Annotated in this window: 20 protein-coding genes; 16 read left to right on the top strand and 4 right to left on the bottom strand. The window is 59.5% G+C overall.

Features of this window, described 5'->3' with window-relative positions:
* Nucleotides 1-42: 42 nt before the first annotated feature.
* The 5 genes from JFN90_RS21360 (at nt 43) to rsgA (ending at nt 5,503) form a co-directional block, all read left to right on the top strand.
* Nucleotides 43-1,746 carry a DUF3592 domain-containing protein gene (locus JFN90_RS21360; protein WP_199397155.1) on the top strand — a complete coding sequence of 568 codons (1,704 nt, stop codon included), beginning with the start codon at nt 43-45 and terminating at the stop codon, nt 1,744-1,746.
* A 17-nt stretch (nt 1,747-1,763) separates the two neighbouring features.
* Entirely contained in the window at nt 1,764-2,717 is a 954-nt protein-coding gene (locus tag JFN90_RS21365; protein ID WP_199397156.1) for a homocysteine S-methyltransferase family protein, read from the top strand.
* Between the two features lie 80 nt (nt 2,718-2,797).
* Nucleotides 2,798-3,421, top strand: a complete 624-nt coding sequence (locus JFN90_RS21370; protein WP_199397157.1) for a hypothetical protein — start codon at nt 2,798-2,800, stop codon at nt 3,419-3,421.
* Between the two features lie 82 nt (nt 3,422-3,503).
* Nucleotides 3,504-4,304, top strand: coding sequence for a hypothetical protein (locus JFN90_RS21375; RefSeq protein WP_236019110.1), 801 nt, complete (start codon nt 3,504-3,506; stop codon nt 4,302-4,304).
* Between the two features lie 122 nt (nt 4,305-4,426).
* Entirely contained in the window at nt 4,427-5,503 is a 1,077-nt protein-coding gene (gene rsgA, locus JFN90_RS21380) for a ribosome small subunit-dependent GTPase A (protein ID WP_199397158.1), read from the top strand.
* A 16-nt stretch (nt 5,504-5,519) separates the two neighbouring features.
* On the opposite strand, the gene JFN90_RS21385 is transcribed toward rsgA, so the two are convergent.
* On the bottom strand, nt 5,520-7,241 hold the full coding sequence (locus tag JFN90_RS21385; RefSeq protein ID WP_199397159.1) for a PAS domain S-box protein: 1,722 nt from the start codon (nt 7,239-7,241) through the stop codon (nt 5,520-5,522).
* Nucleotides 7,242-7,541: 300 nt separating this feature from the next.
* A complete protein-coding gene (locus tag JFN90_RS21390) occupies nt 7,542-8,915 on the bottom strand; it encodes an ABC transporter substrate-binding protein (protein WP_199397160.1) in 1,374 nt (457 codons plus the stop codon).
* A 326-nt stretch (nt 8,916-9,241) separates the two neighbouring features.
* On the opposite strand from JFN90_RS21390, the gene JFN90_RS21395 reads away from it, so the two are divergent.
* A complete protein-coding gene (locus JFN90_RS21395) occupies nt 9,242-10,291 on the top strand; it encodes an adenosine deaminase (protein WP_199397161.1) in 1,050 nt (349 codons plus the stop codon).
* A 273-nt stretch (nt 10,292-10,564) separates the two neighbouring features.
* Here the strand turns inward: JFN90_RS21395 and JFN90_RS21400 are convergent, their stop codons facing one another.
* Complete coding sequence (locus JFN90_RS21400; protein ID WP_199397162.1) at nt 10,565-10,930, bottom strand: DUF3135 domain-containing protein; 366 nt, start codon at nt 10,928-10,930, stop codon at nt 10,565-10,567.
* A gap of 380 nt (nt 10,931-11,310) precedes the next feature.
* On the opposite strand from JFN90_RS21400, the gene JFN90_RS21405 reads away from it, so the two are divergent.
* The 6 genes from JFN90_RS21405 (at nt 11,311) to JFN90_RS21430 (ending at nt 17,686) form a co-directional block, all read left to right on the top strand.
* The gene (locus JFN90_RS21405) at nt 11,311-11,760 is read left to right on the top strand and encodes a phage holin family protein (RefSeq protein WP_199397163.1); all 450 of its coding nucleotides are present in this window, start codon (nt 11,311-11,313) and stop codon (nt 11,758-11,760) included.
* The gene (locus JFN90_RS21410) at nt 11,682-12,272 is read left to right on the top strand and encodes a DUF3618 domain-containing protein (protein WP_199397164.1); all 591 of its coding nucleotides are present in this window, start codon (nt 11,682-11,684) and stop codon (nt 12,270-12,272) included. Before JFN90_RS21405 ends, JFN90_RS21410 begins: the two co-directional genes overlap by 79 nt.
* A gap of 23 nt (nt 12,273-12,295) precedes the next feature.
* A complete protein-coding gene (locus tag JFN90_RS21415) occupies nt 12,296-12,571 on the top strand; it encodes a YtxH domain-containing protein (RefSeq protein ID WP_199397165.1) in 276 nt (91 codons plus the stop codon).
* A 249-nt stretch (nt 12,572-12,820) separates the two neighbouring features.
* Entirely contained in the window at nt 12,821-13,870 is a 1,050-nt protein-coding gene (locus JFN90_RS21420; protein WP_236019111.1) for a DUF3187 family protein, read from the top strand.
* A 39-nt stretch (nt 13,871-13,909) separates the two neighbouring features.
* Nucleotides 13,910-15,100: an FIST signal transduction protein gene (locus tag JFN90_RS21425; protein ID WP_199397166.1), complete on the top strand. Its 1,191-nt coding sequence runs from the start codon at nt 13,910-13,912 to the stop codon at nt 15,098-15,100.
* A gap of 18 nt (nt 15,101-15,118) precedes the next feature.
* Entirely contained in the window at nt 15,119-17,686 is a 2,568-nt protein-coding gene (locus JFN90_RS21430; RefSeq protein WP_199397167.1) for a hybrid sensor histidine kinase/response regulator, read from the top strand.
* A gap of 21 nt (nt 17,687-17,707) precedes the next feature.
* Here the strand turns inward: JFN90_RS21430 and JFN90_RS21435 are convergent, their stop codons facing one another.
* Entirely contained in the window at nt 17,708-18,124 is a 417-nt protein-coding gene (locus JFN90_RS21435; protein ID WP_199397168.1) for a MerR family transcriptional regulator, read from the bottom strand.
* Nucleotides 18,125-18,625: 501 nt separating this feature from the next.
* Between JFN90_RS21435 and JFN90_RS21440 the strand changes: the two genes are divergently transcribed.
* From JFN90_RS21440 to JFN90_RS21455, 4 genes are all read left to right on the top strand, one after another.
* Complete coding sequence (locus JFN90_RS21440; RefSeq protein WP_199397169.1) at nt 18,626-20,185, top strand: acetyl-CoA hydrolase/transferase C-terminal domain-containing protein; 1,560 nt, start codon at nt 18,626-18,628, stop codon at nt 20,183-20,185.
* 21 nt (nt 20,186-20,206) lie between these two features.
* Nucleotides 20,207-21,046 carry an IclR family transcriptional regulator gene (locus JFN90_RS21445; RefSeq protein WP_199397170.1) on the top strand — a complete coding sequence of 280 codons (840 nt, stop codon included), beginning with the start codon at nt 20,207-20,209 and terminating at the stop codon, nt 21,044-21,046.
* Nucleotides 21,047-21,159: 113 nt separating this feature from the next.
* Nucleotides 21,160-21,465, top strand: a complete 306-nt coding sequence (locus JFN90_RS21450) for a DUF485 domain-containing protein (RefSeq protein WP_199397171.1) — start codon at nt 21,160-21,162, stop codon at nt 21,463-21,465.
* Between the two features lie 32 nt (nt 21,466-21,497).
* Complete coding sequence (locus JFN90_RS21455) at nt 21,498-23,501, top strand: solute symporter family protein (protein ID WP_199397172.1); 2,004 nt, start codon at nt 21,498-21,500, stop codon at nt 23,499-23,501.
* Nucleotides 23,502-23,652 lie beyond the last annotated feature (151 nt).

The following is a 23,652-nucleotide window of genomic DNA, read 5'->3' on the forward strand; positions in this document are numbered from 1 at the left end:
CACCCGCAGGGCGCTAATAAAAAACTTTGCTGAGGGCACAATATGGCGACTATTTCGGACAAATCTAGTCGTATCCCCAAAAAAAACAGCCATACGGTCTGGCCTCTCTATCTCTTCTTCACCATCTTTTTCTTTGTTGGTAGCTGCTGCCTGCTCTATGCTCCAGTCAAGGCGGTGAAGACACTTAATTTCATTCGGAATGCAGCAGTTACCACCGGTACCGTGGAAGATATGGTGGCAAGGCGTGGCTCGAAATCGACCACCTACGCCCCCTCTGTCACCTTTACTACCCCGGACGGAAGGTTGATCAGGTTCATCTCCCAGGTAAGCGGCGGTCAATCGACGTACCACGTCGGGCAGCGGCTAGAAGTCTACTACGACCCGGGCAACGAGGGAAACGCGGAGATCAAGAGCTTCATCCCCCTCTGGATGCCGGTCATCATCCTCTCTGCCCTGGGGCTTGCTTTCAGCGGGGTTGGCGGGGGGATGATCTACGCCATTCGCCGTTCCATAAAAAATGCGGAACAGAAAGAGGCGCTGCTGCAGAAGGGGGCGCTTGAGTGGGAGACTGAACCGGACTGGCAGTCGGCAACCATCAGGTCGGCCACTGGCAGGGAAGCGGCATTTTTCTGGGTGTTTGCCGCTGTCTGGAACGCCATCGCCCAACCTACCGGATTCATCTGTCTCAACGCGGTAATTTACGAAGGCAATCGCCTCGCTGCAATAGGGCTGATGTTCCCGCTGGTTGGGTTCTGGCTCCTATGGGAAGCCACCAGAAGGACACTTCAGATACGGATTTTCGGTGATATCCAGCTCCGGATGGACCCGTTTCCTGCCTCAATCGGCGGAGAGGCCGGCGGTACCATCGATCTTCCGATCCACTTCAGCACCGGCAATGTCTTCGCTGTTTCTCTCTCCTGCGAACTGGTTGTCAAGCACCGAGATGGCAACCGTAAAGAGCTGATCTGGCAGGAGGCCGGCCGTGCTGCGTCGACGCTTGGTCCTGCCGGCACACGGATCGCTTTCCGGGTTGCCGTCCCAGCCACGGAACCGCCCAGCAGCGATTCCCATCTCTGGACGGTACGGATCACCGCTGAACTTCCCGGCCTTGACCTGGATCGAAGCTTTGTCATTCCGGTGATCCGGCAGGAATCGCCCAAGACATCCCGCCTGAACGTGCCGCTGGCCCCGGACCTGATGCCCAGCGCAGAGTTCCCTGCCGGGACGGTACAGGTCGAACGTCAGGGCGAAAGGCTACTGCTCCGCTACCCCTGCCGCCGGAATCTGAAGACCGGCTCGTTGTGCGTATTTTTCAGCGGCTGGTTTCTCGGGGGAGTATCAATCTTCGTGGTCAAATCGCCTGGAATGGGATTTGCGGTCCTGCCCATTTTCGGCACGATTGGCGTAGGCTTGCTGTTTTATGCCGTGTGGCTCTTAAGCAACTCGCTTCAGGTTACAGTCGGAGCAGGCGGGCTATCCGTTGTGCGTCGGTTATTCGGCATCCCGGTCAATAGGTCCTCCATAGAGACTGCTCTCGTCAGAAGAGTTGAAATCGAGAAGTTTGGGGCCCGCGGCACAGGAACATCTGCGAAACTGATCTATCGGATCATGGCCGATTGCGGCAATGGCACAACCATCACCCTGGGAGACGGAGTGGAAGGAAGGACCGTTGCCGAGGAGATTGCCAGACAGTTGCGGCAGGTATGCGGGGTACGGGCCAGAACCGCTGAGCAAACCAGAAGTTGAAAGAAGGGAGAGAGACGATGAACACCATCGACACCTTTCTGAGCCGATATCCGTTCATTCTTGGTGAGGGTGCCGTGATCGAGCGCCTGCGCCGCATGAAGGGATTGGAGCTCGATCCTTTCGTCGTGAACTCGGCTTTTATCTATCATGATGAAAAGCGGAGGGCGCTGGAGGGAATCTGCCGGGAGTACCTGGACATCGGCTGCCAGGCTGGACTGCCTCTCCTCATGTCCACACCGACCTGGCGGGCGAGCAGGGAACGGATCGCAGCGGCCGGCCTCGATGGCACCGACCTCAACGGCGACAATGCGGCTTTTCTGGAAGGCTTGAGGCAGAGCTACCAGGGATATGCCGACAAGATCCTCATCTGCGGGTTGATGAGTTGTAAAGGTGACGCGTATCATCCAGCCGAGGCTCTCCCGGAACACCAGGCTGCGGAATATCATGCGTGGCAGGCGGAAAAGCTCGCGGCGACCACGGTGGACTTTCTCCTGGCGGCCACGCTGCCGGCTCTGAGTGAAGCCACCGGCCTTGCCTTGGCACTGGCGCGGACGGGGAAGCCTTACATGGTGAGTTTCGTGGTCCGGCCGACCGGCACCCTGCTCGATGGCACGCCGCTAAAGGAAGCCATCGCTGCAATCGACGCCGTAGCCAATCCCAAACCGCTCGGGTTCATGATCAATTGCACCCATGTCACCTTTGCCAGATCTGCGCTACTCCATGAAACCAATTCGTCTGCAGAAGTGCGCCGACGAATCATCGGTCTTCTCGCCAATACCGCGGCACTCAGCCCGGAAGATCTGGACAACAGCTCTTCCCTCGTGGAACAGGAACCTGAGGCATTTGGGGCATCGGTGGCCGCCATGGGAATGGAGCTTGGGCTGAAGATCCTTGGCGGGTGCTGCGGCACGGATGGCCGCCATCTGTCCGCTCTGGCCACACGACTGCAGTCTCCCACTTCCTCCTCCTGATTTTGGCAGTGAGAGGGGGGGCAAGAGGGCAGGTCTGGACATTGGCAAGACCCGGCCCATTGGCAAGGAACTTAAACCCTATGAAAAACATTCAACAGTTGACGCGAGTCTGCGCCTTCTGGCTTCCGGTCGCGGGGGGATGCGCGTTCATTGTGCTCTATCTCTTTGCTGCTTCGATGTATCCTGGAGGTACCCGAGTCGATCACCATACCCAGGGCTACAGCCATATGTCGAACTACTGGTGTGACCTGCTCGATTCTGTTTCGTATTCCGGTGACATCAACCACGGCCGTCCCATTGCGGTCCTAGCGACCGTCATTCTTCCATTGTCGCTCGTCCCGCTTTGGCTCCAGGTGCCATTACTTTTTCATGCACCTTCTGTTGCACGGTCGATTGTCCGCATTGCTGGTCCTGTAGCGATGGTGCTCTCTACTTTAGTCTTCACGCCCATGCATGATTTTGCAATAAATCTTGCCGCTCTCTTTGGCCTAGTCGCATTCGCGACTACTATTTGGGGGCTAGCTCGCATGAAGCGCGCGGCACTCGTTTGCATCGGTCTAGTACCCATGCTGCTTGGCATAACCAATTACATCATGTGGCAGACCGGTAGTTTTCTGAACGTCATGCCCATGGTTCAAAAAGCGGCGTACGGTTCGATGTTCATCTGGATCATTGCTGTCAGTCGCACTATTCGGCAGACATGACCCGGCGTGGGATACACACAACCAGCGGCAACTGCGGTACCCGCTGACGCTCCGCCGCTTGAGACGTTAAAATGAGGAATCAATGGAAAAAACACTACATATTTTGACTGTGTTTTTCATGTTCATAACAGCGAGTGGCTGCGGACTTGTCGGGAGCAAAGTGGCCAGATTCACATCAGACTTCAAGACGCTACCTTCGGACGGATGTATTTTGTACGAAAAAGGCGCCGAAGCTCTTGCAGAGGAAACAGCCAGGTCCTTGCCGCGAGCCATCAAAACTGTTGAATCGAGACAATTCGGCGAATTCAAAGAACCGATTAAAATCTATGCTTTCGCTGATACGAAAAGTTTCGCTAAATTTGTGAACGTCCCAGAGGTAATTAAAGGGGCAGCCACAAGGAATGAGGTTTATCTTTCCGGCCAGCTCTTAGGGAAAATGGGAGAAGTACAAGGGGTTTTGACTCATGAACTTTCGCACGTTCAGTTATCACAGAGTCTCGGAGCTGTAACCTTCAATCGTGTATTGCCGCGATGGTTCCGCGAAGGACTCGCAATTTACATCGCAGATGGTGGTGGCGCTACTAATGCCACTGAAACAGAGACGATAGTGCAATTCCAATTAGGAAATCATTTCGCTCCAGAAACAGACGGTGCACTATTCAATCTAAATTTACCGGGACCAAAGGGCTTGGAACCCAAGATTTTTTACCGTCAAAGCGGAATGTTTGTTCAGTTTATGGCCATTAACCATCCAGAGCAGTTCAAGGCACTTTTAAAGGGTCTACAAGAAGGGAAAAACTTTGAGGCAGAATTTGCGGAGTGCTTTAAGTGCAAGGTGGACACGATGTTACAAGCGTTTATAGGCACATTGCGAAGAACGTAACCAGGATAAAGGGGACAGGCTACTTTATCCGCTACCGGTGAGAGCGTAACCGCATCCTTCGAGTCGGAGGGGTAACGTCGTCGGCAAGGCCACATCTTGTTGGGGTGGCAAAAGGTGAAGACATGTCGAACCGGCAATCGGAACTGGAAAAATTGGGATGGAACGAAAGGTTGGCCGGGCTCGCGGCACTGCAGAAGCAGTCGATCGAGACGGTCGCCCGCGTGGCGGCGGTGGATCGCGATCAGCTCTTGCTCCTCGACGACAAAGGCACATTCCGGGCCAAGCTGTCCGGGAGCTACCTGCACCATCACCGGCGGCCGGAAGAGTTGCCGTGCGTGGGAGATTGGGTCTGTGTCGAGAGGGGTGTGAATGACGACTTCGGCCTTATTCACACCATGCTGGAGCGCAGAACAAGCCTTTGCCGCAAAGCCGTCGGCGGGGTGAACGAATCGCAGATGATCGCGGCAAACATGGATTTCGTGATCATCGTCCAGTCATGTCACTTCGATTTCAATCTAAAGCGCCTGGAACGCTACCTCGTTATGGTTATGGAAGGTGGCGCCACCCCTTACGTGCTGCTTACCAAGACGGACTTGGTAGAACCCGACGTGCTTACAGCCCAGCTTTCTCAAATACGCGCTGCCGGTATCACCGCGCCGGTGCTGCCCCTGAGCAATGTCAGTCGTGAAGGAATCGAGGAGCTGAAGCGAAATCTATTGCCGGGCATGACCTATTGCTTCGTAGGTTCGTCCGGGGTCGGCAAAAGCACGATCATCAACGAACTGATCGGTCGGGGTAGGCTGGAGACCCAGGATGTAAGCGCTACCGGCGAAGGAAAACATACGACGGTACGCAGGGAACTGATACGCCTCGCAAATGGTGCCTTGGTAATCGACAACCCGGGGATGCGTGAATTTGGCATCGTAGCTGCGGAAAACGGCATAGGCGGAAGCTTCATCGACATAAACGCCCTGGCATCCGGTTGCCGCTACCGCGACTGCAGCCACACAAGCGAGCCTGGCTGTGCGGTCCTGGAGGCGCTCAGTGCCGGTGCAATCGACCAGGAACACTTCCAGAACTACGCGAAACTCACAGAAGAAGCAAAGTTCTACCAGATGTCACATGCCGAAAAGAGGAAGAAAGATCGGGATTTCGGCAAGTTCATCAAGTCGGTCAAGAAAGACATGAAACGAGACTAGAAGTGGACGCACGTGGTTAAACCTGGTGCTGCGGCGCCTGCAACGTGAAGTAGAAACAGGCGCCCTTGCCAGGCTCTCCCTCGGCGCGCACCTCGCCGCCGTGCCGGTCGACGATCCTGAACACGGTGGCCAGCCCGACCCCGGTGCCGGGAAAGTCGCTTGAGAGATGACAGCGCTGGAAAGGCTTGAAGATCTTCTCGGCGTCGCTCATCTTGAAGCCGATGCCGTTGTCGCGCACGAAGAACTCGTGCATCCCGTCGCGCAGCCCCTGTCCGAACTCGATGCAGGTGTGTTCGTTCCTGGAGGTGTACTTCCAGGCGTTGCCCAGCAGATTCTGCAAGAGAACCCGGGCCAGATGGGGGTCGCACCAAGCCGTCATGCCTGCTTCATTGCGCCAGTCCAGCGAGCGTTCCAGGTCGTACATCCGCAGTTCGGCGATGATGTCATCCGCCATGCGCCCCAGGTCCACCTCCTCGCAAGCCAATTCCGTTCTCGTTACCCGGAACAGCACCAGCATCGCCTCGATGAACTGCTCCATGTTTTCGCACCCGGTATTGATGGCGTTGACGAGGCTCAGGCCGGTTTCATCCAGCAGGTCGCGGTACATCTCGGCAAGGGCCTGACCGGCCGTATAGACGGTGGTTAGCGGTGTACGCAGGTCGTGCGACAGCGAGTAGCTGAAAGCCTCCAGCTCCCGGTTGGTGGCCTGCAACTCGAGGGTTTGCTGGCGCAGGCTGCCGTTCAGCTTCCGGATCGCCTCCTCCGATTGCCGGCGCTCCGAGATGTCGCGCACCACGCAGATGATGCCTCCGTCCTCCAGACGCGAAAGGGATATCTCCTGGGGGAACAGGGAGCCGTCCTTCTTGAGCCCGCTCGCCTCGCCGCGCCAGCCGTGCCCCTGCTCGAAGGCGGCAGAGATGAGCGGCTCCAGCCGTTGGCGCTCCTCGTTGGTGTACAGCTTTTTCCAGGTCTGGCTGAACAGTTCCTGCTGCGAGGGGTAGCCGTAGATCTCCGCGTGCGCCTTGTTCAGGTAGAGGTAGTCGCCGGTAGGGGTCAACAGGGCGATGCCGTCCATGGATGCCTCTATGGCGGCGAACTGCTTTTTCAGCATGTTCTCCCTGTTCTTGCGCTCGGTCACGTCGCGAACCAGTTCGATGGCCGCGGTGACGGCGCCCGTGGCATCCACCAGCGGGGCGGCCGAAGTCTCGATGTGACGCGTCTGCCCGTCGATGACATGGGTCACCTCCTGCCGGTGCAGCAGACCGTCGTGGAAACATTCGTTGACGACGCAACCGGGGCATACGTCTTCACGGTCGTGGTAGGCGCTGTAGCAGTGCTGTCCGACCCGCTCGCCCTTGAACTGCCTGGCCGGGGGATTCTGGTACAGGATCCTGAAGTCGCGGTCCTGGACCGTCACCGCGTCGGGCACACTGGCGAGGATGGCTTCGGTGCGGCCTTTTTCCAGGGCAAGCTTGGCCACGGTGTCTTCCAGCGCCGCGGTGGCTTCTTGCACCTTTTGGGACTTGCGGCAGGCGCAGGCCATGAAAACCAGCAGGAACAGGATGGTTTGCAGACGGTAGGTCAGCTCCTGCGCCTGTGGGTGCAGAAGCTGCTGCAGGAAGGGACCTTCGGAAAACAGCACCGCATCGAGAAAACTGTCGGTGAGCCATGACGCCAGTATCAGTACGGTTCCCGTGGCTATGGAGTAAGAGCGATCCTTTCGGAGCCGCGACAACATAAACTCTCCTCGTTATACAACTTCGACTGGCGTTGATTGCCAAGTGCAGATCAACCGGGTCGCGGTCACGATTGATCCAATCTCACCTATATGCATGATCTATATCGACTCGTATATCATATTGAAGTACAAGCTCATAGTGTTTTCCGCAAAGGTTGTGCGGCAATGTGGTCGGGCGGGCGCATGCCGCACGGCGCCGTACGGGGTACGCTGCAGTGGCGGGGTGTGGGGGGGCAGTTGTCGTCGGCGGGGGAGCGAGAGTGCGCGGTGCACCATGCCGACCAAGGGGAACTCTCGGTCCTACAGCTGCTTGGGCTTTCTGCCGGAGAAGTTGTCGTCGAAGCAGGAAGGACAGATGCCGTGACTGAACTGGGCTTCCGTGTGCTGGGATATGTAGGACTCCATCTGCTGCCAGCTCTGCTCGTCTTTTCTCACCTTCTTGCAGTACATGCACACCGGTATGATCCCCTCCAGTACCTTTACCTTGGAGAGGGCCTGCTCGAGTTCCCCGTTGCGCTGCACGAGCGCGTCCCTGTGGACCTGGAGGTTCTTGCGGCTGTTAACCAGCTTGACGAAGCTCATGGTGAGTGCCAGCAATAGCAGCACGGATATGGTTGAGAGTATTTCGACCCGGTGGCTCCAGAGGTAGCCGGGGGGCTTGTTGACGATGATGCTGTCGGCCGGCAGCTTCCCCGGTGCGATACCAACGCGCCGCAGCTCGTTGTAGTCGAACATGTCCTTGTTGGGGCTTGGGGTGACCGGGGGGAGGTCGTCTATGGATTCTCCCCTGAGTACCCGAACGGCCAGAGCCGCCGCAGCGGCACCATGTTCGCGAAGGTTCAGCAAACGACCGCCGACGATGCCTTTGCCCAGGTTGAATTCCCAGCCGCCGTACACGGGGACGGGACTGGCGGTGGAAATTCTGCGCAGCGCTTCGTTGCTGGAGACACGGTCGCCGTTTTTGTCTGGCACAAAGGAAGCGAAATAGACGATGGCGCTGCCGGGTTTCAGTTCCCTGACCCGGTCGATGAATTGGTCGAGCCGCAGCCCGGCCCAGTCGGTGAAGGTAGCCTTGTCGTGCAGTTGCGCCGCGGCCTTCTGGAACTCCATGTGGTTCAATCGGCCGGTGACGGAATCGTCGCGGATGACGACGATGTTCTTGGTGCCGGGATGGAGGGCAAAGATGAGATCGAGGGTGGCCTTGAAGCTTGGGCGCTCGTCGATGCCTACGATGCCGCGCTTGCCGGTAAGCCTGGCGCGGTCGAATGAGTTGGTGCCGCAGAAGACGATCGGGGTGGCGCCGAAGAGGTCTGATCTGTGCCGTTCGATGACGTTGAAGGCATAGTCGTCGGTGGAGAGGATCAGGTCGAAGTGGCGCTGCTGGTATTTGAACCTGAGCAGATCAATGAGCTTGGCATCGAATTCCCTGCCGCTGTTGTTCTTCGAGTCCAGGTACTCGACCTGGATCTCCGTTTCCGGCAGTGCCCGCAGCAGTGTCTCCTTGATGCCTTCTACCGCGTCATCGGACCCCTTGTAGCCGGAATGGTATGAGTTGAGGATCAGGACCTTCTTCCTCAAGGTCGTTTCCCCGCAGTTGGCGTCCGCGATCCATCCCAGCAGACAGATGCTGACCATCACGTACAGCAGGCGGTTTAAGAACCAGCACTTGCTCATCTTATTCTCCAATAACGGCAGCGACGTCCGCCTCTCTTTGGTTCCGTTACAGAAACGGGCCCGGCGCGACAAAATCTCCCGTATACAATAGTTTCGGCAGAAATGCGCCGCACTTTAGTGCGAAGAACAGTTCTGCATTTCCATATCTTCGTCATCGGTTGTGGCAGTCGGTTGCTGCAAAAGGGGACTCAGCGGGTGCTGACATAGTCGGTTGATCTTTTATAATTGGGGTAGCCCTGAAAGGTATTTGTGCTGTGGGTGCAGTTGTGGCAGTATCCCTCCTCCGCGTCTTCGGGCGCGCAACCGACCAGTACCGGAGTACGATTATGAACCTCGAAGCCATCCCGCGCCAGGAGCTGGACTGCATCCTGCGCCGCATGCCCAAAGCGGAGCTGCACATCCACATCGAAGGATCCCTGGAGCCGGAGCTGATCTTCCGCATGGCCCAGAAAAACGGCATCAAGCTCGTTTACCCGTCGGTCGAGGCGCTGCGTGCCGCCTATGCCTTCACCGACCTGCAGAGTTTTCTCGACATCTACTATGCCGGCGCCGGCGTGCTGCAGACCGAAGAGGATTTCTTCGACATGGCCTGGAGCTACCTGGAACGGGCTAAGGCTGACAACGTGATCCACTCGGAGATCTTCTTCGATCCCCAGACCCACACCGCCAGGGGTGTTGCCTTCGCGACCGTCATCAATGGTCTGCACCGGGCCATCGAGCGGGGGCGCGAGGAACTGGGACTGTCGGCGTCCCTGATCCTTTGCTTTTTGCGTCACCTGAGCGAGGCGGATGCCTTTGCCACCCTGGAAGAGGCGCTGCCGTTTCGGGACAAGTTCATCGGCGTCGGCCTGGATAGCGGTGAGCGCGGCAACCCGCCGGAGAAGTTCGCCGCAGTCTTTGGCCGCTGCCAGGCGTTGGGACTTAGGCTGGTGGCGCATGCCGGGGAAGAGGGACCGGCAAGCTACATAAGCGACGCTTTGGACCTGTTGAGGGCGGAAAGGATCGACCATGGAGTGCGGTGCCTGGAAGACCCGCAGTTGGTGGCCCGCCTCGCCTCGGAGCGGATCGCGCTGACGGTATGCCCGTTGTCGAACGTTAAGCTGGCGGTGTTTCCGGAACTCGGGAGCCACAACATCGGCAGACTGTTGGCGGAGGGGATTGTCGCCACCATCAACTCCGACGACCCCGCCTACTTCGGTGGGTACCTGAACGAGAACTTCACGGCCACCTTCGCCGCGCTCCCTCAACTCGGGGCACGGCAGGCGTACCAATTGGCCCGCAACAGCTTCGAGGCCAGCTTCGTCGCGGAGGAGACCAGGAAACGATGGATTGCCGGCCTCGACGCCTTCTTCGCTGACTGTTGCGGCGGCAGGTGATGGGGCGAGCTTACCATTGCAGAGGCCGACGATGAGGTTGTAATTCCCTAAGGGCAAATCCCCCCTGTCCCCCCTTCGCAAAGTGGGGAACGCTTGTTCACGCGCAGCGCTTCGTGGGCAACATCGTCTGCGCTCCGCAATTTACGGATGAGCCATTGCAGGGGGCGCGATACCCCAATAGAGTCAGTGGGGTACAAAAAAGGAGCCTCCAGAGCCGACATTGCCGGCCTCTGCGGCTCCTTTTGTACACGCCAACGCCACGCTACTGCACCGTTAAACCCTGCGTAGCTTGACCTCCTCCTCTTCCTTTCCCACGATCTGCTGTTTCTTACCGATGGTACGCAGCAGGGAGTTGCAGTTGTCTACCAGTTGCTCCAGTTGGCCTCCCCTGCCGTAGACCTGGCTGTAAAAGATGTTCTCCATGATGTGCATCCGGCCCAGGTTGCTGCCTGCCTTGCGCATCTGCATGGTCATCGACCACTGCATCTGCTGGAGCTTTAGGCTCTTTTCCGGTGTCCGCGCCACGCACGCTTTCTTCAAAGCATCATCTGCCAGTTTCTCGAAGCGGGCGGGATCCTCCTTGTATAGTTGCCTCAACTCATCCGGGGTGTACGCGGTAAACTCCTTTTCGGTACTCATGACACGCTCCTTCTCCTTGCATTACAATAAAAGTTGTGGCAGTGCTGCTGATTTAGTTTTTCTAATTGTGTACTAATGGAAAAAAATATTCCACTAAATTGTGTATACGGCTGGAGGGGGGCGACAGTAACACAGCCGGCATTATTTTTCCATTGGGTATCGGGACACTCCGTCAGCAAGATACCGTCCTGACGGTTGCGTGGCCCCGCAAGTCTCGCCTGCCGGACGGGAGTGCGCCGCATATACATTTTGCGCCCGTTTTGTTCCAGTCGCAGCTCTCGCCAATAGCCTTGCATTTAAAAGTTATTTTCCTTAACATTAATTTGTATCAATACGATGTTCAGAAAATGAAGATCTTCCTGCGGCGAAAGGAGGCTGCCATGGCGGATAAGGATAAAGGTGAAAAGACTATTGGCGAACTGGTGTCCGAACTGACCGGGGAGGTGCGGGAGCTTTTCCGGCAGGAACTGGACCTCTTCACGGCGGAGATGAAAGAGAAGCTGGTTGCTCTTGCCAAGGATACTGCCGCCATCGGAGTGGGCGGGGTACTGGTCTATACGGGGTTCCTGGTGCTCCTGGCGGCGATCGTCCTGGGGCTGGCGACCGTGATGCCCGCCTGGGGCGCCGCGCTCGTGGTGGCCATAGGCCTGATCGCCATCGGAGCGGTCCTGGTCCTTAAAGGCGGCAAGGACGTGAAGGAGATGGATGCGAAGCCCGAAGAGACGGTGGGGGCTTTGAAGGAGACGGTACAATGGGCGAAAACGTTAAAGTTAACGAGCAGTCGCCGGAGAGGATTCGCGAGCAAATCCGGCACACGGAAAGCGATATAACCCAAACGGTGCAGAGTCTCGAGCAGAGGCTTTCCCCGCAGTACCTCAAGCGGCAGGGGCTGCGGAAGGCGAAACTGTTCGCCTGGCAGACGGTCGCCAAAGCCCTCCAATTAGCCGAGAGAACCTCGGTGCAGGCTTCTCTGGTCGGGGGGAGCTCGTTGCTGATGCTGCTGGGGAACAGGCGGGTGCGCGACAGGGTGAAACACGCGACCGGCAGAAAACATGTGATCGAGGTACAACATCCTGTTCCGGCAGTGGCGCGGGCGGCCGGTGCCAGCGCGATGTGGCTGCTGATGCGCAAGCTTGGCGGCGGAAAACGAAACGAGAAGGTGCCGGTATCGGGATTGGCTCTGGCAGCGACTGCCGCCAAAGCCTTCCTGGGAGGCAAGAGGGCATCGGAAAAAAGCGGCACCCCGAGGGAAGGTAAAAAGGTCGCGTGGCACGGGCTGGCGACGACGATCGGAGCTACTCTGGGTAACTACTGGTTCACCCACAAGACCCGCAGAGTGTAGCGAACGTAGCAAAGGAGGACGTCATGAGAAGACACGCGAGCACCACGGCTGAGGTAGTCAGCTTTTCGGCTGGGGCATTGGTAGGTGCCGGGCTTGCCCTGCTCTACGCCCCGAAGACCGGGACCGAGATGAGAGAGAAGGTATCGGACGTGACAGGGGACGCCATCGCCAAGATGAAAGGGCTGACGGCGGAAGCCCAGGACAAGCTGAACAGGAACCTGCGCAGAGGGCGCGAGTACGCGGAAGAAAAAGTGTCGGAGTTATCTTCAAATATTGAGGAAAGAGAACAGTATCACTAAGCCGGGGCGGTTGGCACCGGTGACATCAAGCGGGCTGTCCGGCAACGGACAGCCTTTTTTTGTCCAACTCCTGGGCATGCCCAACATGCAACGTGACGGAAAGGAGCTGGTCATGTGAGACGGTTGCCGCGAAAAAGAGTCGATAGCAAGGTGTGGTAGCAGAAGTGCCTTCAGCTTTGTTTGCCATTATCTTCAACCTCATGTAACATCTGTTGAACTGTATACATCTGCCTGCTGACGGGACCTCCTATGACAACCGCTGCCTTCACAATGACCAATGAGTTCACCTTTAAGAGAATCCTGCTCGCCGTGGTGGTACTACTCGCATCATGGCTGCGCCCCTGCCATGCAGAGCCGCTGGCGATCACCCCTTTTTATACCTTCAACCAGAGCCCCCTGGTGCAGATTTACGGCCTTCCGGCAGCGGAGAGCGCCGTCGTACAGCCGGCCGGAAAAGCGTGGACGCTGCTGTCGGTCGATGTGGCCAACAGCTACCTGAAGCGGGAAACGGCACGGGAATCGCTCCTTCTGGACGGGGAGGGGGAGCGCATCACCCTCGCCCTTCGCTACGGGGTCGCCCAGAGGGGGGAGCTGGGGATGGATCTTCCGCTCATCGCTTATAACGGCGGGATCTTTGACGGCTTCATCGAGGACTGGCACGAGTTCTTCGGGCTCCCCCAGGGGCAAAGGCCGGACGCCCCCAAGGGGCAGCTGCGCTTCCAGTACGAGAAGGACGGGCGGCAGCGACTGGACATGGAGCGCGACGGCCTGCATATCGGTGATCTGAGGTTTTCCGGGGCGTGGCAGCTCTACCACGGCGGCGGCGCGAACCCTGCCGCACTGGCGCTGCGGACCAGCCTGAAGTTGCCCACCGGAAGCAGTTCCCGTCTCACCGGCAGCGGCAGCACCGACCTCGCCCTGTGGCTCACCGGCAGCAGCGATTACGCCTTCCCGGGGCAGTGGGGGCACGCCACGGTTTTCGCGGCTGCCGGCGGACTCGCCATGACGGACGGGCAGGTTCTGAAGGAGCAGCATAAGAATCTTGCCGGCTTCGGCACCGTCGGCTTGGGCTGGTCGCCCTCCGACAGCTTCGCCCTCAAGGCGCAGCTGTCCGGGCACAGCGCCTTCTTCAGGGCCAGCGCCTTCTCGGAGCTGAGTTCCGGCGCGATGCAGGTCATCTTCGGCGGGACGGTCGCGTTCTCGCCGCGTACCACCCTGGATATCGCCCTGTCCGAGGACGTCACCGTGGGCGCCTCTCCGGATGTGGCGCTGCACCTGGGGTTGGGGCACCAGTTCTGAAATGTTTTTAGTCTTAACCCCTGCGTGGGAGGATGTGAGATGGGGACGTCGGTAGGAATAGGGTTCAGCATGCGCAAGAACCCGGTCGAAGCGGGGCACGAGGCGGCCACCGCCGCGCTGGAACAGGCGGGAGGAGCCAAGCCGGACTTCGTCATGGTTTTCGCCACGGTAGGCTACCATCAGCAGCGGCTGATCGCAGCGATCCGCCAAGCGACCTCCGGTGCACCGTTGTGCGGCTGCTCCGGCGAAGGGATCATCGCCCAGGAGGAGGTGGCGGAGACCAATTTCGCGGTAGGCGTCATGGTGATCGCCTCCGACGAGCTCCGCTTCGCGACCGCCTCGATATCGGGGATAGGGGAGGGGGGCGATGTCGCCGGCCAGCGACTGGCCGAGAAGATCGCGCCGCTCGTGGCGGCCGACAGCCGCGCCTTGTTCCTGCTGGCCGACGGCCTGAGGTTTGATTTCGATCCCTTCGTGGCCGCGTTCGAGGGGGGGCTCGCAGAGTCGGCGCGGCTGCCGATCTTCGGAGGGCTTGCGGCGGACAACTGGGCCTCCCGCAAGACCTACCAGTACCACGACGACGAGGTGCTCAGTGACGGGGCCTGCTGCGTGGTCATGTCGGGCAAGGGGCAGGTGGCCTGGGGGATCAACCACGGCTGTGTCCCGGTGGGGACCAAAAGGACAATAACCCGCAGCAAGGGGAACATCATCTACGAGATCGACGGGGTCTCCGCCCTGGAGGTCCTCAAGCAATACCTGGACGAGGAGTGGGCCATCAAGTGGAACAAGGCCACCTTGAACCTCTGCCTCGGCTTCAAGACGCCGGAACACCTGCGCCAGGGGTACGAGGAGTATTTCATCCGCTACATAACCGACAAGGATGACCGGGAGGGGTCGGTGACCATCCAGTCCGACGTGGCGGAGGGGACCGAGCTCTGGATCGTGCGCCGCGACAAGGAGCTCATGATGAACGGCCTGCGCTCGATCCCTAAGCAGATCAAGGAACAGCTTTGCGGCGACCCGCCCAAGTTCGTGCTGCAGTTCGAATGCATGGGACGGGGGAGGGTGGTGTTCAAGGAGCAGGAGCGCATGGAGCTGGTCAAGTCCCTGCAGCGCGACCTGGGGGAAAAGGTGCCCTGGCTGGGATTCTACACCTACGGCGAGATCGGCCCGATCCGGAAGCACAACTGCTTCCACAACTTCACCTCAGTAGTTACCGTGGTGTACTGAAGCAGGAACAAGTAGCGTATGAGCGAATCCGTAAAAGACATCGCGGCAGCCGAGCTGGAGAAGCTGCGCCGGGAGAACGAGATCCTGGCGGACCAGGTGAAGCGGCTGGTCAAGGCCGAAAGCAGGCTCTACGACTATCAGGAGAAGCTGGACGCCCAGGTCAAGGAGTACAGCGAGCTCTACGACCTGAGCCGCAAGCTCTCCACCTGCGGCGACCTCTCGGTCATTTTCGAACTCGCCGCCGGCTTCGTCATCAACTGCCTCAACTACGAACGGGTACTTATCTTCCAGAAATCGGGCGACGGGGCCGCATACGCGGTGTGCGCCTGGGACGGCTATTACGATGCGGAGGAAGAGAGCGCAGTCTCCTCCCTCAGCATCCCCAAGAAGGCCCCCTTCCTGGCACCGCTCTTTCTCGGTGAAAACTACCGTATCTGCACCGAAGGCTCCCGGCAGCACGCGCTCTCCGAGTACCGCGCCAAGCTCTTGATGAACGAGTATCTCCTATGCCCGCTGGGCAATCCCGCCGATCCCGCCGTCCTGATCGCGGTAGGAAATTCCGCCGAAAACGCGGAGTTCAACCGCAGGGTCAGCGACAGCGAGGATGCCTTGTTCGGCATCGGCAACCTGGTGGGGCTCCTCTCCTCCGCCATCGAAAACCTGATCCACTACGCCGGCATGAAAAAGGCGCTGGAACAGGAGCGGCTCGCCGAGGCCAAGTACCGCGGCATTTTTGAAAACGCCATGGAGGGGATCTTCCAGACAACCCCGGAGGGGAAGTTTCTCAGCTGCAACTCCGCTACCGCCGCCATCCTCGGCTACCAGACGCCGGAAGAGGTGCTGGAAAACGTGGTGGATATCGGTCCGCAGCTTTACGTTGACCCGGAGCGCCGCGACGATCTCTACGGGATGATGAACCAGCGCCGCAACGTGAAGAATTTCGAGGTGGAGTTCTATCGCAACGACGGCAGCAAGATCTGGGTCAACCTGAGCACCCGCCCCACCTTCGACGACAGCGGCGAGCTCGCGCACATCGACGGGATCATGCAGGACATCACCGAGCGAAAACGCGACGAGGAGTCCCTGCGCAAGCTCTCCCAGGTGGTCGAACAGAGCCCCGTCTCCATCGTCATCACCGACACCTCCGGACGCATCGAGTTCGTCAACCCGAAGTTCGTCCAGCTGACCGGCTACACCCTCGGGGAGGTCATCGGGCGAAACCCCAGGTTCTTGAAGTCGGGGAAGACCGTGCCCGAGGAGTCGGTAAAGCTCTGGCAGACCATCTCCAGCGGCAAGGTGTGGGAAGGGGAGTTTGTCAACAAGAAGAAGAACGGCGAGCTATTCTCCGAGCACGCCACCGTTTCCCCCATCCGGGACCGAAACGGCGTCATCACCCACTACCTGGCGGTCAAAGAGGACATCACCGAGCGCAAGCTGCTGGAAGCCCAGCTGTTCCAGTCGCAGAAGATGGAGTCGATCGGCCGTCTGGCCGGCGGCGTGGCGCACGATTTCAACAACATGTTGAGCGTCATTCTCGGCTGCGCCCAACTGGCGCTGCGCGAAGCCGAGGAGGGAAGCCCGCTGTGGCAGGACCTGGATCAGATCATCCATGCCGCCAAGCGCTCCAGCGATATCACCCGCCAGTTGCTTGCTTTCTCACGCAACGAGGTGATCGCGCCGCGGGAGGTGAACCTGAACGAGCACTTCGCCGAGATGCAGAAAACGCTGGGGCGCTTGATCGGCGAGGACATCAAGATGACCTTCCAACCCGCCCCCGAGCTCTGGCCGGTCAACGCCGACATAACTCAGTTGGACCAGATCCTGGTGAACCTCGCGGTCAACGCACGTGACGCCATGGAAAACGGCGGGGTGCTCACGGTGGCGACGGCCAATGTCAAGGTGGACAGCAGTTACAGCCAGTACCACCTGGATGCAGCCCCGGGAGATTACGTGCAGCTTTCGGTGAGCGATACCGGCTGCGGCATGGACCGCGACACCATCGATCGCATTTTCGAGCCTTTTTTTACTACCAAGGAAGTGGGGAAGGGGACGGGGCTGGGACTGGCGACGGTGTACGGGATCGTGCGGCAGCATAACGGCTTCATCAACGTGTACAGCGAACCGGGACAGGGGACCATCTTCCAGATCAACTTCCCGCGGTTCGCCGGGGGCGCCGCGGTCGGGGAGCATGGGGCGGCCGAAGCCGCGCTGGCGGGGTCGGGAACCGTGCTGCTGGTCGAAGACGATGCGCTGGTGCGCAAGATGACGCTGCGTGCCCTGAGGGACTTGGGCTACACCGTGATCCACGCCTCGGGCGCCGACGAGGCCATCGCGATCTGCAGGGACGCGGGGACGCAGATAGATGTCATCTTGACCGATGTGGTGATGCCGGGGATGAACGGCAAGGAGATGGTCGATGCCATCGAGGCTTTTCGTCCCGGTCTCAAGGTTCTCTTCATGTCGGGGTACACCAAGGACCTCGTGGCCCAGCGTGGTGTGGTGGACGAGGGGAGGGATTTCATTCAGAAGCCCTTCGACTTGCAATCGCTGGGCAGGAAACTGAAGGAAACGCTGCGGGGTAGTTAGGTCACCTCACCCTGAAGTTCCTCACTGCTCCCTTTCGTTGGCAAGCGCGAACTGCTTCATCATCTTCTGCCGATACCCCACGATATCCTGTCTTAGCGACGCGAGTTGCGCCACCTTTTCATCCACCTTGGCGACATGCAGGTCCAGTGTCTCGATGAGCCGCGGGATCATCTTCTCGGTCTGCTTGGCATCTCCGTACGCTGCATAGAGATCCTGCATTTCCTTGATGGTCAACCCCAACTCTTTGAGCTTGATGATGAACTTTATCCTTCTGACATAGTAGGGGGTGTATCCCCTGGTGGCGCCGTCTTGCCGCTCCACCGATTCAACTATCCCCACCTCTTCCCAATAACGTAGGGTCCTCGTTGTCAGTTCCAATTCCTTCGCCAAATCGCTGATCGAGACAATGATCTCGCCTTCCTTCTGCACATTCGTCATTTGCTTCACCTTTACGTAAATTCAGACATATTCAGCTAAGCACCAGGATTTGTCAACCAATACTCCATGCAGGGGAAACGCGCCGGAACCGGCGCAAGGAACCCCTTGTGTCATTTTTATATAATTCTGTTTTATTTATGGTTGACATTAACGTAAACGACTGATATTTTTTTATCGCAATCTGTCTTTAGCCTGATAAAAGGATGGTAAAACCGTGACTTGCTGGGTTTGTTGCTGTGAAGACAGGCTTGTGACGAGATTTGAATTTACCTAGGCGTTAAATAGCTCGGGCAAGCGTAGCTGCGGGTAACTGGTGCCGGCAGCGATGTTGGCGACTTGATACGGGGCTGCCGGTGGCCCATAACCCTTCTATAGATGCAATGTCAAACTTCTGTTTTGATATATCTGGTCTGGTACAAACACCATTAATATCGGGTGGTAATGTAAATGACGCCTCAATAACTAGCTGCTAATTTGACTCATTAAATAACGGAGGTTTAAATGAGCGAACTGCATAAAAGGATCAGAAAGACGAGTTTGCATTCGAGAATCATGAACGCAGACGACACCATTCCCTTCTTCCGAAACGGCATGGACCTGGGCTGGTCCGGCTTTACCCCGGTCGGCTATCCCAAAGTGGTGCCGGCCGCCCTGGCCGACTACGTCGAGAAGAACAACCTTCAGGGGAAGATGCGCTTCAACCTCTTCATCGGTGCCTCCATCGGGGCCGAGATCGAGGACCGCTGGGCCTCGCTCTTGATGACGGACAAGCGCTGGCCCTACCAGACCGGCAAGGTGGTGCAGAAGCAGGTGAACAACGGCACGGTGCGTATGGGGGACAAGCACCTCTCCGTTTACGCGCAGGATCTGGCCTACGGGTTCTACACCAAGGAGAGGGGCGGCGGCTTCGACCTGGGGCTCATCGAGGCGAGCGGCATCACCGAGGACGGCAGCATCATCCTGGGAGGTTCCATCGGCTGCGCCACCGAGGTGATCCAGCACTCCGACAAGCTGATCATCGAGATCAACACCGCGATACCGTCGTTTGAGGGGATCCACGACATCGTCATGACCGAGCGTCCTCCCTACAAGAAGCCCTACCTGATCAGCCGGGTCGACGACCGGATCGGCTCCCCCTACGTCCCCTGCGATCCGGACAAGATCCTCGCCATCGTGGAGTCCCGTCTGCCCGACCGTGGGCGCGCCCTTGCCGCACCCGACGAGACCTCGGAACAGATCGCCGCGCACATCCTCGACTTCTTCCAGTTCGAGGTGAAGGCCGGCCGACTGCCGATGAACCTCCTGCCGCTGCAGTCGGGCGTGGGCAACATCGCCAACGCGGTGGTGGGCGGCATGGTCAAGGGTCCCTTCTCCAACGTCAAGGTCTGGACCGAGGTGATCCAGGACACCATGCTGGACTTCTTCGACTCCGGGAAACTCGACTTCGCCTCCTCCACCTCGCTCTCTCTCTCCGAGAACGGCTTCAAGCGGCTCTACGACAACTGGGACTTCTACGTCCAGAAGGTCGTGCTGCGCCCCATGCAGATCAGCAACAACCCGGAGCCGATCCGCCGCCTCGGCGTGATCGCCATGAACACGCCGGTAGAGTTCGACATCTACGGCCACGCCAACTCCACCCTGGTGGGCGGAACCAGGATGATCAACGGCATCGGCGGCTCCGGCGACTTCCTGCGCAACGCCTACCTCTCCATCATGCACACACCCTCCACGCGCCCGTCGAAGACCGATCCCACCGGCATTACCTGCGTGGTCCCCATGGCCCCGCACGTCGATCACACCGAGCACGACCTCGACGTCCTGGTCACCGAGCAGGGGCTCGCCGACCTGCGCGGGCTCTCGCCCCAGGAACGGGCCAGGACCATCATCACCAAGTGCGTCCACCCCGACTACAAGCCGCTGATGCAGGAGTACTTCGAGCGTGCCAAGCGGGAGTGCTGCGAGCGCAACGTCGGGCACGAGCCGCACCTGCTCTTCAAGGTGTTCAAGATGCAGCAGCACCTCGCTGAGAATGGGACCATGAAGATCGACAACTGGAACTAGCTGAGCCTGAGAGGTGGACGGATGCAAAGGGACAAAGGCGAGCTTTCCCACGACGAGTTGCAAAAGGCGGTCGAGCTCCTCGAGATAGTGGCGGCCAGGGGCAAGGGGTGTTCCCTGTCGGCGCTGGCGCGCCAGGCCGGCATCACCCCGTACCGGACCAGGCTCCTGTTGGCCCTTTTGGAGGACAAGGGGCTGGTGGCGTGCGCGGTCCAGAGCGGGAAGTACGACGAGGGACGCGCCAGGAAACTGGCCCGCACCCTGCTGCAAAACGCCCGCAACAGCAGGATTCTCGCCCCGATAATCCGCCCGCTCCTGTCGGAGCATGACGACGATCTGAAGGTGACCATCCTGAAGGATACCCGCCCGGTACTGGAAGCCCTGGCCCGCCGGCACAACGAGGCGATCTACATGGCGGTTCCCAACGGCGACCAGGTGCTCTTGCTGGACATGGTCGATCCCCCTTGCCAGGAGCGGGGGGAGCGGTTGGTGGGGAGGCGCTTTCCTTTCTTTGCCAACGCCGCCGGCAAGGTGATGCGCGCCATCGACTCGTGGGACTTGTTGGAGCAAATCGGTCGGAGGTGGCGCGGCGGCAGAGGGGAGGGGCCGGACCTCGCCACCCTGCGGGTCGAGCTGGAGCAGATCAGGGAGCACGGGGTCGCTGTCGAGTGCAGCGGCATGGGGGACGGGGTGGTGACCGTGGCGGTGGCGGTCCGTGACTACGCCGGCAAGGTGGTGGGCGCCCTGATGCTGATCGGGCCGTCGTTCCGGCTGCTGGGGGACAGGTTGGAGCAGGAGATCATCCCATCCCTGCGCCTGAGCGCCGAACTCCTCTCCGCCAGGTTCGGCTACGCCCGCCCCTGAATCCCGACCCTTTTCTGGAGCTATTGGCCCCCCTGGCGCAGGCGGGGGGAATGAACAAGGAAGCGGCGCACCGCTTTCAGTCGCTGGCAACCCTAACAGAAGGAGTGACGGCCATGTCGGAAAAAACGCAATGGGAAGCAATCGCCAACCACAACAAGTTCATCGAGCTCAAACGCAAGAAACGGAACTTCCTCTTCAGTTGGTGGATCATCTCGACCATCTACTACCTCCTGCTCCCGGTCATCTCCGGCTACTTCCCGGAGGCCTTCAGGATCAAGGTCATCGGCCCCATCAACTTCGGCTACCTCTTCATCCTGTCCCAGTTCGTCATGGCCATCGGGGTGGCGGTTTATTACGCCCACGTGGCCAACAAGACCTTCGACCGGCTCACCAAGCAGCTTCTGGAAGCTTTGCAATAGACGCGTCCAACAAACAAAGAGGGGGACCAGGTATGAAAAAGAGGATCGCCGCTTTAACCGTAGCACTGTCGCTATCGATGTTCGGCGCGGCCGCCGTGTGTGCCCAGGCGCCCGCCGGCGCCGCCGCACCTCAGGCCGCCACCGCCGCCGCTCCTCAGGCCACCGCTCCCGCCACCGCAGCACCTGCCCAGGCAGCGCCTCCCGCGGCTAACGTCGCCGCCAAGGCCGTGGCCACGCCGGCCACGGGGGGCGCCGCCCCGGCCAAGATCACCCCCAACCGCGGCATCACCATCGGCATGTTCGCGCTGATCATCGCGGTCACCATGGGCGTCGTGGTCTGGGCCGCCAAGAAGACGCAAACCGCCTCGGATTTCTATACCGCCGGCGGCGGCATCACCGGCTTCCAGAACGGCTGGGCCATCGCCGGAGACTACATGTCGGCTGCCTCGTTCCTGGGAATGTCCGGCCTCATCTCGCTCTACGGCATCGACGGCTTCATGTACGCGGTGGGACCGATGTTCTCCTTCATCGCCATCTTGCTGGTCATCGCCGAGCCCTGCCGCAACGCCGGCAAATACACCCTGGGCGACATCCTCTCCTTCCGGAGTTCGCCCAAGGTGGTGCGCGGCGTGGCGGCGCTCTCCACGGTGACGGTCTCCATCTTCTACCTGATCGCCCAGATGGTCGGCGCCGGCAAGCTGATGCAGATGCTCCTGAACATCCCGTACCGCGTCTCCGTGATCGGCGTCGGCGCGCTGATGGTCGCCTACGTCGTCTTCGGCGGCATGAAGGCCACCACCTGGGTGCAGATCATCAAGGCCTCGCTCCTTATGGGCGCGACCACCGTCCTCTGTCTGCTGGTCGCCATCAAGGCGGGCTTCAACCCGGTCGGCTTCTTCACCGAGGTCGCCAGCAACGGCGCCATCCAGGAGCACGTGCGCATGAACGTGCTGAAGGACGTGATCGCGAAACCCGGCGTCGACTACGGCCAGAGGTTCCTGGAGCCGGGCCTGTTCCTGAAGAATCCCCTGGACCAGATCTCGCTTGGCCTCGCCTGGGCGCTCGGTGCCGCCGGTCTGCCTCACATCCTGATGCGCTTCTTCACCGTCCCCAGCGCCAAGGACGCGCGTAAATCCATCATCGTGGCCCTGTTCCTCAACTCCAGCTTCTTCTTCATGATCAGCGTGATCGGCTTCGGTGCCGCGCTCTACCTCACTCCGCAGGCGATTTCCGCCGTGGATAAGGGGGGCAACATGGCGACCCTGCTCCTCGCCCAGCACATGGGTGGTGGTGCGGGGAGCCTCGGCGGCGACATCTTCCTCGCCTTCATCTGCGCGGTCGCCTTCGCGACCATCCTCGCCGTGGTCTCCGGTCTGGTGCTGGCCGCCTCCGCCGCCATCGCCCACGACGTCTACGTGAACATCATCAAGGACGGCAAGGCGGATCAGAAGCTGCAGGTGAAGGTCGCCCGTATCACTTCCCTGTTTGTGGGAAGCTCGGCCATCGTCATGGGGCTCATGGCGGAGAAGGAGAACGTGGTGGCCCTGGTGGCGCTCGCCTTCGCGGTCGCCGCTTCCGGCAACTTCCCGGTCATCATGTTGTCCCTGTTCTGGCGCAAGTTCAACACGGCGGGGATCGTTTCCGGCCTGGTCGTGGGTACCCTAACCGCATTGGTCCTGGTTATGGTCTCGCCGGTGATGACCTATCCCAAAAAGATCGCCGCCGACGCCAAGAAGGTGGTGGAGACCCTGGAGAAGAAACAGGCCGGGGGCACGGTGCTCGCCGAGAAGGAGCTGTTGGCCCTGGATAAATCGCGGGCGGAGTACGTGAAGAACAAGGACGGCAAGTCCATGGTCGGCCTGGACGCCCCGATCTTCCCGCTCAAGAACCCCGGTATCGTCTCGATCCCGCTGGGCTTCCTGGCTGCCGTCTTCGGCTGTCTCCTCTTTAGGGAGCGTCGTGCCGAGGAGATGTTCGACGAGATCGACGTGCGCCAGAACACCGGCATCGGCATCGCCAGCGCGTCGGATCACTAGCTCTTTGTTCCTAAACCGGCCCCCCTCCCGACCTCCCCCCTCCGGGGGGAGGGGCCACTGGCTGTGCGGAGGTATGAGCTATCTTCACTTTTGAGGACACACCATATATCCTAACGGACCAGGAGGGTGTGTCATGAGATCGAATCGCAAG

This window comes from Geomonas propionica, from assembly GCF_016458235.1.
Classification (GTDB): Bacteria; Desulfobacterota; Desulfuromonadia; order Geobacterales; family Geobacteraceae; genus Geomonas; species Geomonas propionica.

What these genes read in the sequence shown, in the direction of transcription:
- JFN90_RS21360 (WP_199397155.1), top strand. Translation starts at nt 43, where the DNA reads ATGGCGACTATTTCGGACAAATCTAGTCGTATCCCCAAAAAAAACAGC.
- JFN90_RS21365 (WP_199397156.1), top strand. Translation starts at nt 1,764, where the DNA reads ATGAACACCATCGACACCTTTCTGAGCCGATATCCGTTCATTCTTGGT.
- JFN90_RS21370 (WP_199397157.1), top strand. Translation starts at nt 2,798, where the DNA reads ATGAAAAACATTCAACAGTTGACGCGAGTCTGCGCCTTCTGGCTTCCG.
- JFN90_RS21375 (WP_236019110.1), top strand. Translation starts at nt 3,504, where the DNA reads ATGGAAAAAACACTACATATTTTGACTGTGTTTTTCATGTTCATAACA.
- rsgA (WP_199397158.1), top strand. Translation starts at nt 4,427, where the DNA reads ATGTCGAACCGGCAATCGGAACTGGAAAAATTGGGATGGAACGAAAGG.
- JFN90_RS21385 (WP_199397159.1), bottom strand. Translation starts at nt 7,241, where the DNA reads ATGTTGTCGCGGCTCCGAAAGGATCGCTCTTACTCCATAGCCACGGGA.
- JFN90_RS21390 (WP_199397160.1), bottom strand. Translation starts at nt 8,915, where the DNA reads ATGAGCAAGTGCTGGTTCTTAAACCGCCTGCTGTACGTGATGGTCAGC.
- JFN90_RS21395 (WP_199397161.1), top strand. Translation starts at nt 9,242, where the DNA reads ATGAACCTCGAAGCCATCCCGCGCCAGGAGCTGGACTGCATCCTGCGC.
- JFN90_RS21400 (WP_199397162.1), bottom strand. Translation starts at nt 10,930, where the DNA reads ATGAGTACCGAAAAGGAGTTTACCGCGTACACCCCGGATGAGTTGAGG.
- JFN90_RS21405 (WP_199397163.1), top strand. Translation starts at nt 11,311, where the DNA reads ATGGCGGATAAGGATAAAGGTGAAAAGACTATTGGCGAACTGGTGTCC.
- JFN90_RS21410 (WP_199397164.1), top strand. Translation starts at nt 11,682, where the DNA reads ATGGGCGAAAACGTTAAAGTTAACGAGCAGTCGCCGGAGAGGATTCGC.
- JFN90_RS21415 (WP_199397165.1), top strand. Translation starts at nt 12,296, where the DNA reads ATGAGAAGACACGCGAGCACCACGGCTGAGGTAGTCAGCTTTTCGGCT.
- JFN90_RS21420 (WP_236019111.1), top strand. Translation starts at nt 12,821, where the DNA reads ATGACAACCGCTGCCTTCACAATGACCAATGAGTTCACCTTTAAGAGA.
- JFN90_RS21425 (WP_199397166.1), top strand. Translation starts at nt 13,910, where the DNA reads ATGGGGACGTCGGTAGGAATAGGGTTCAGCATGCGCAAGAACCCGGTC.
- JFN90_RS21430 (WP_199397167.1), top strand. Translation starts at nt 15,119, where the DNA reads ATGAGCGAATCCGTAAAAGACATCGCGGCAGCCGAGCTGGAGAAGCTG.
- JFN90_RS21435 (WP_199397168.1), bottom strand. Translation starts at nt 18,124, where the DNA reads ATGACGAATGTGCAGAAGGAAGGCGAGATCATTGTCTCGATCAGCGAT.
- JFN90_RS21440 (WP_199397169.1), top strand. Translation starts at nt 18,626, where the DNA reads ATGAGCGAACTGCATAAAAGGATCAGAAAGACGAGTTTGCATTCGAGA.
- JFN90_RS21445 (WP_199397170.1), top strand. Translation starts at nt 20,207, where the DNA reads ATGCAAAGGGACAAAGGCGAGCTTTCCCACGACGAGTTGCAAAAGGCG.
- JFN90_RS21450 (WP_199397171.1), top strand. Translation starts at nt 21,160, where the DNA reads ATGTCGGAAAAAACGCAATGGGAAGCAATCGCCAACCACAACAAGTTC.
- JFN90_RS21455 (WP_199397172.1), top strand. Translation starts at nt 21,498, where the DNA reads ATGAAAAAGAGGATCGCCGCTTTAACCGTAGCACTGTCGCTATCGATG.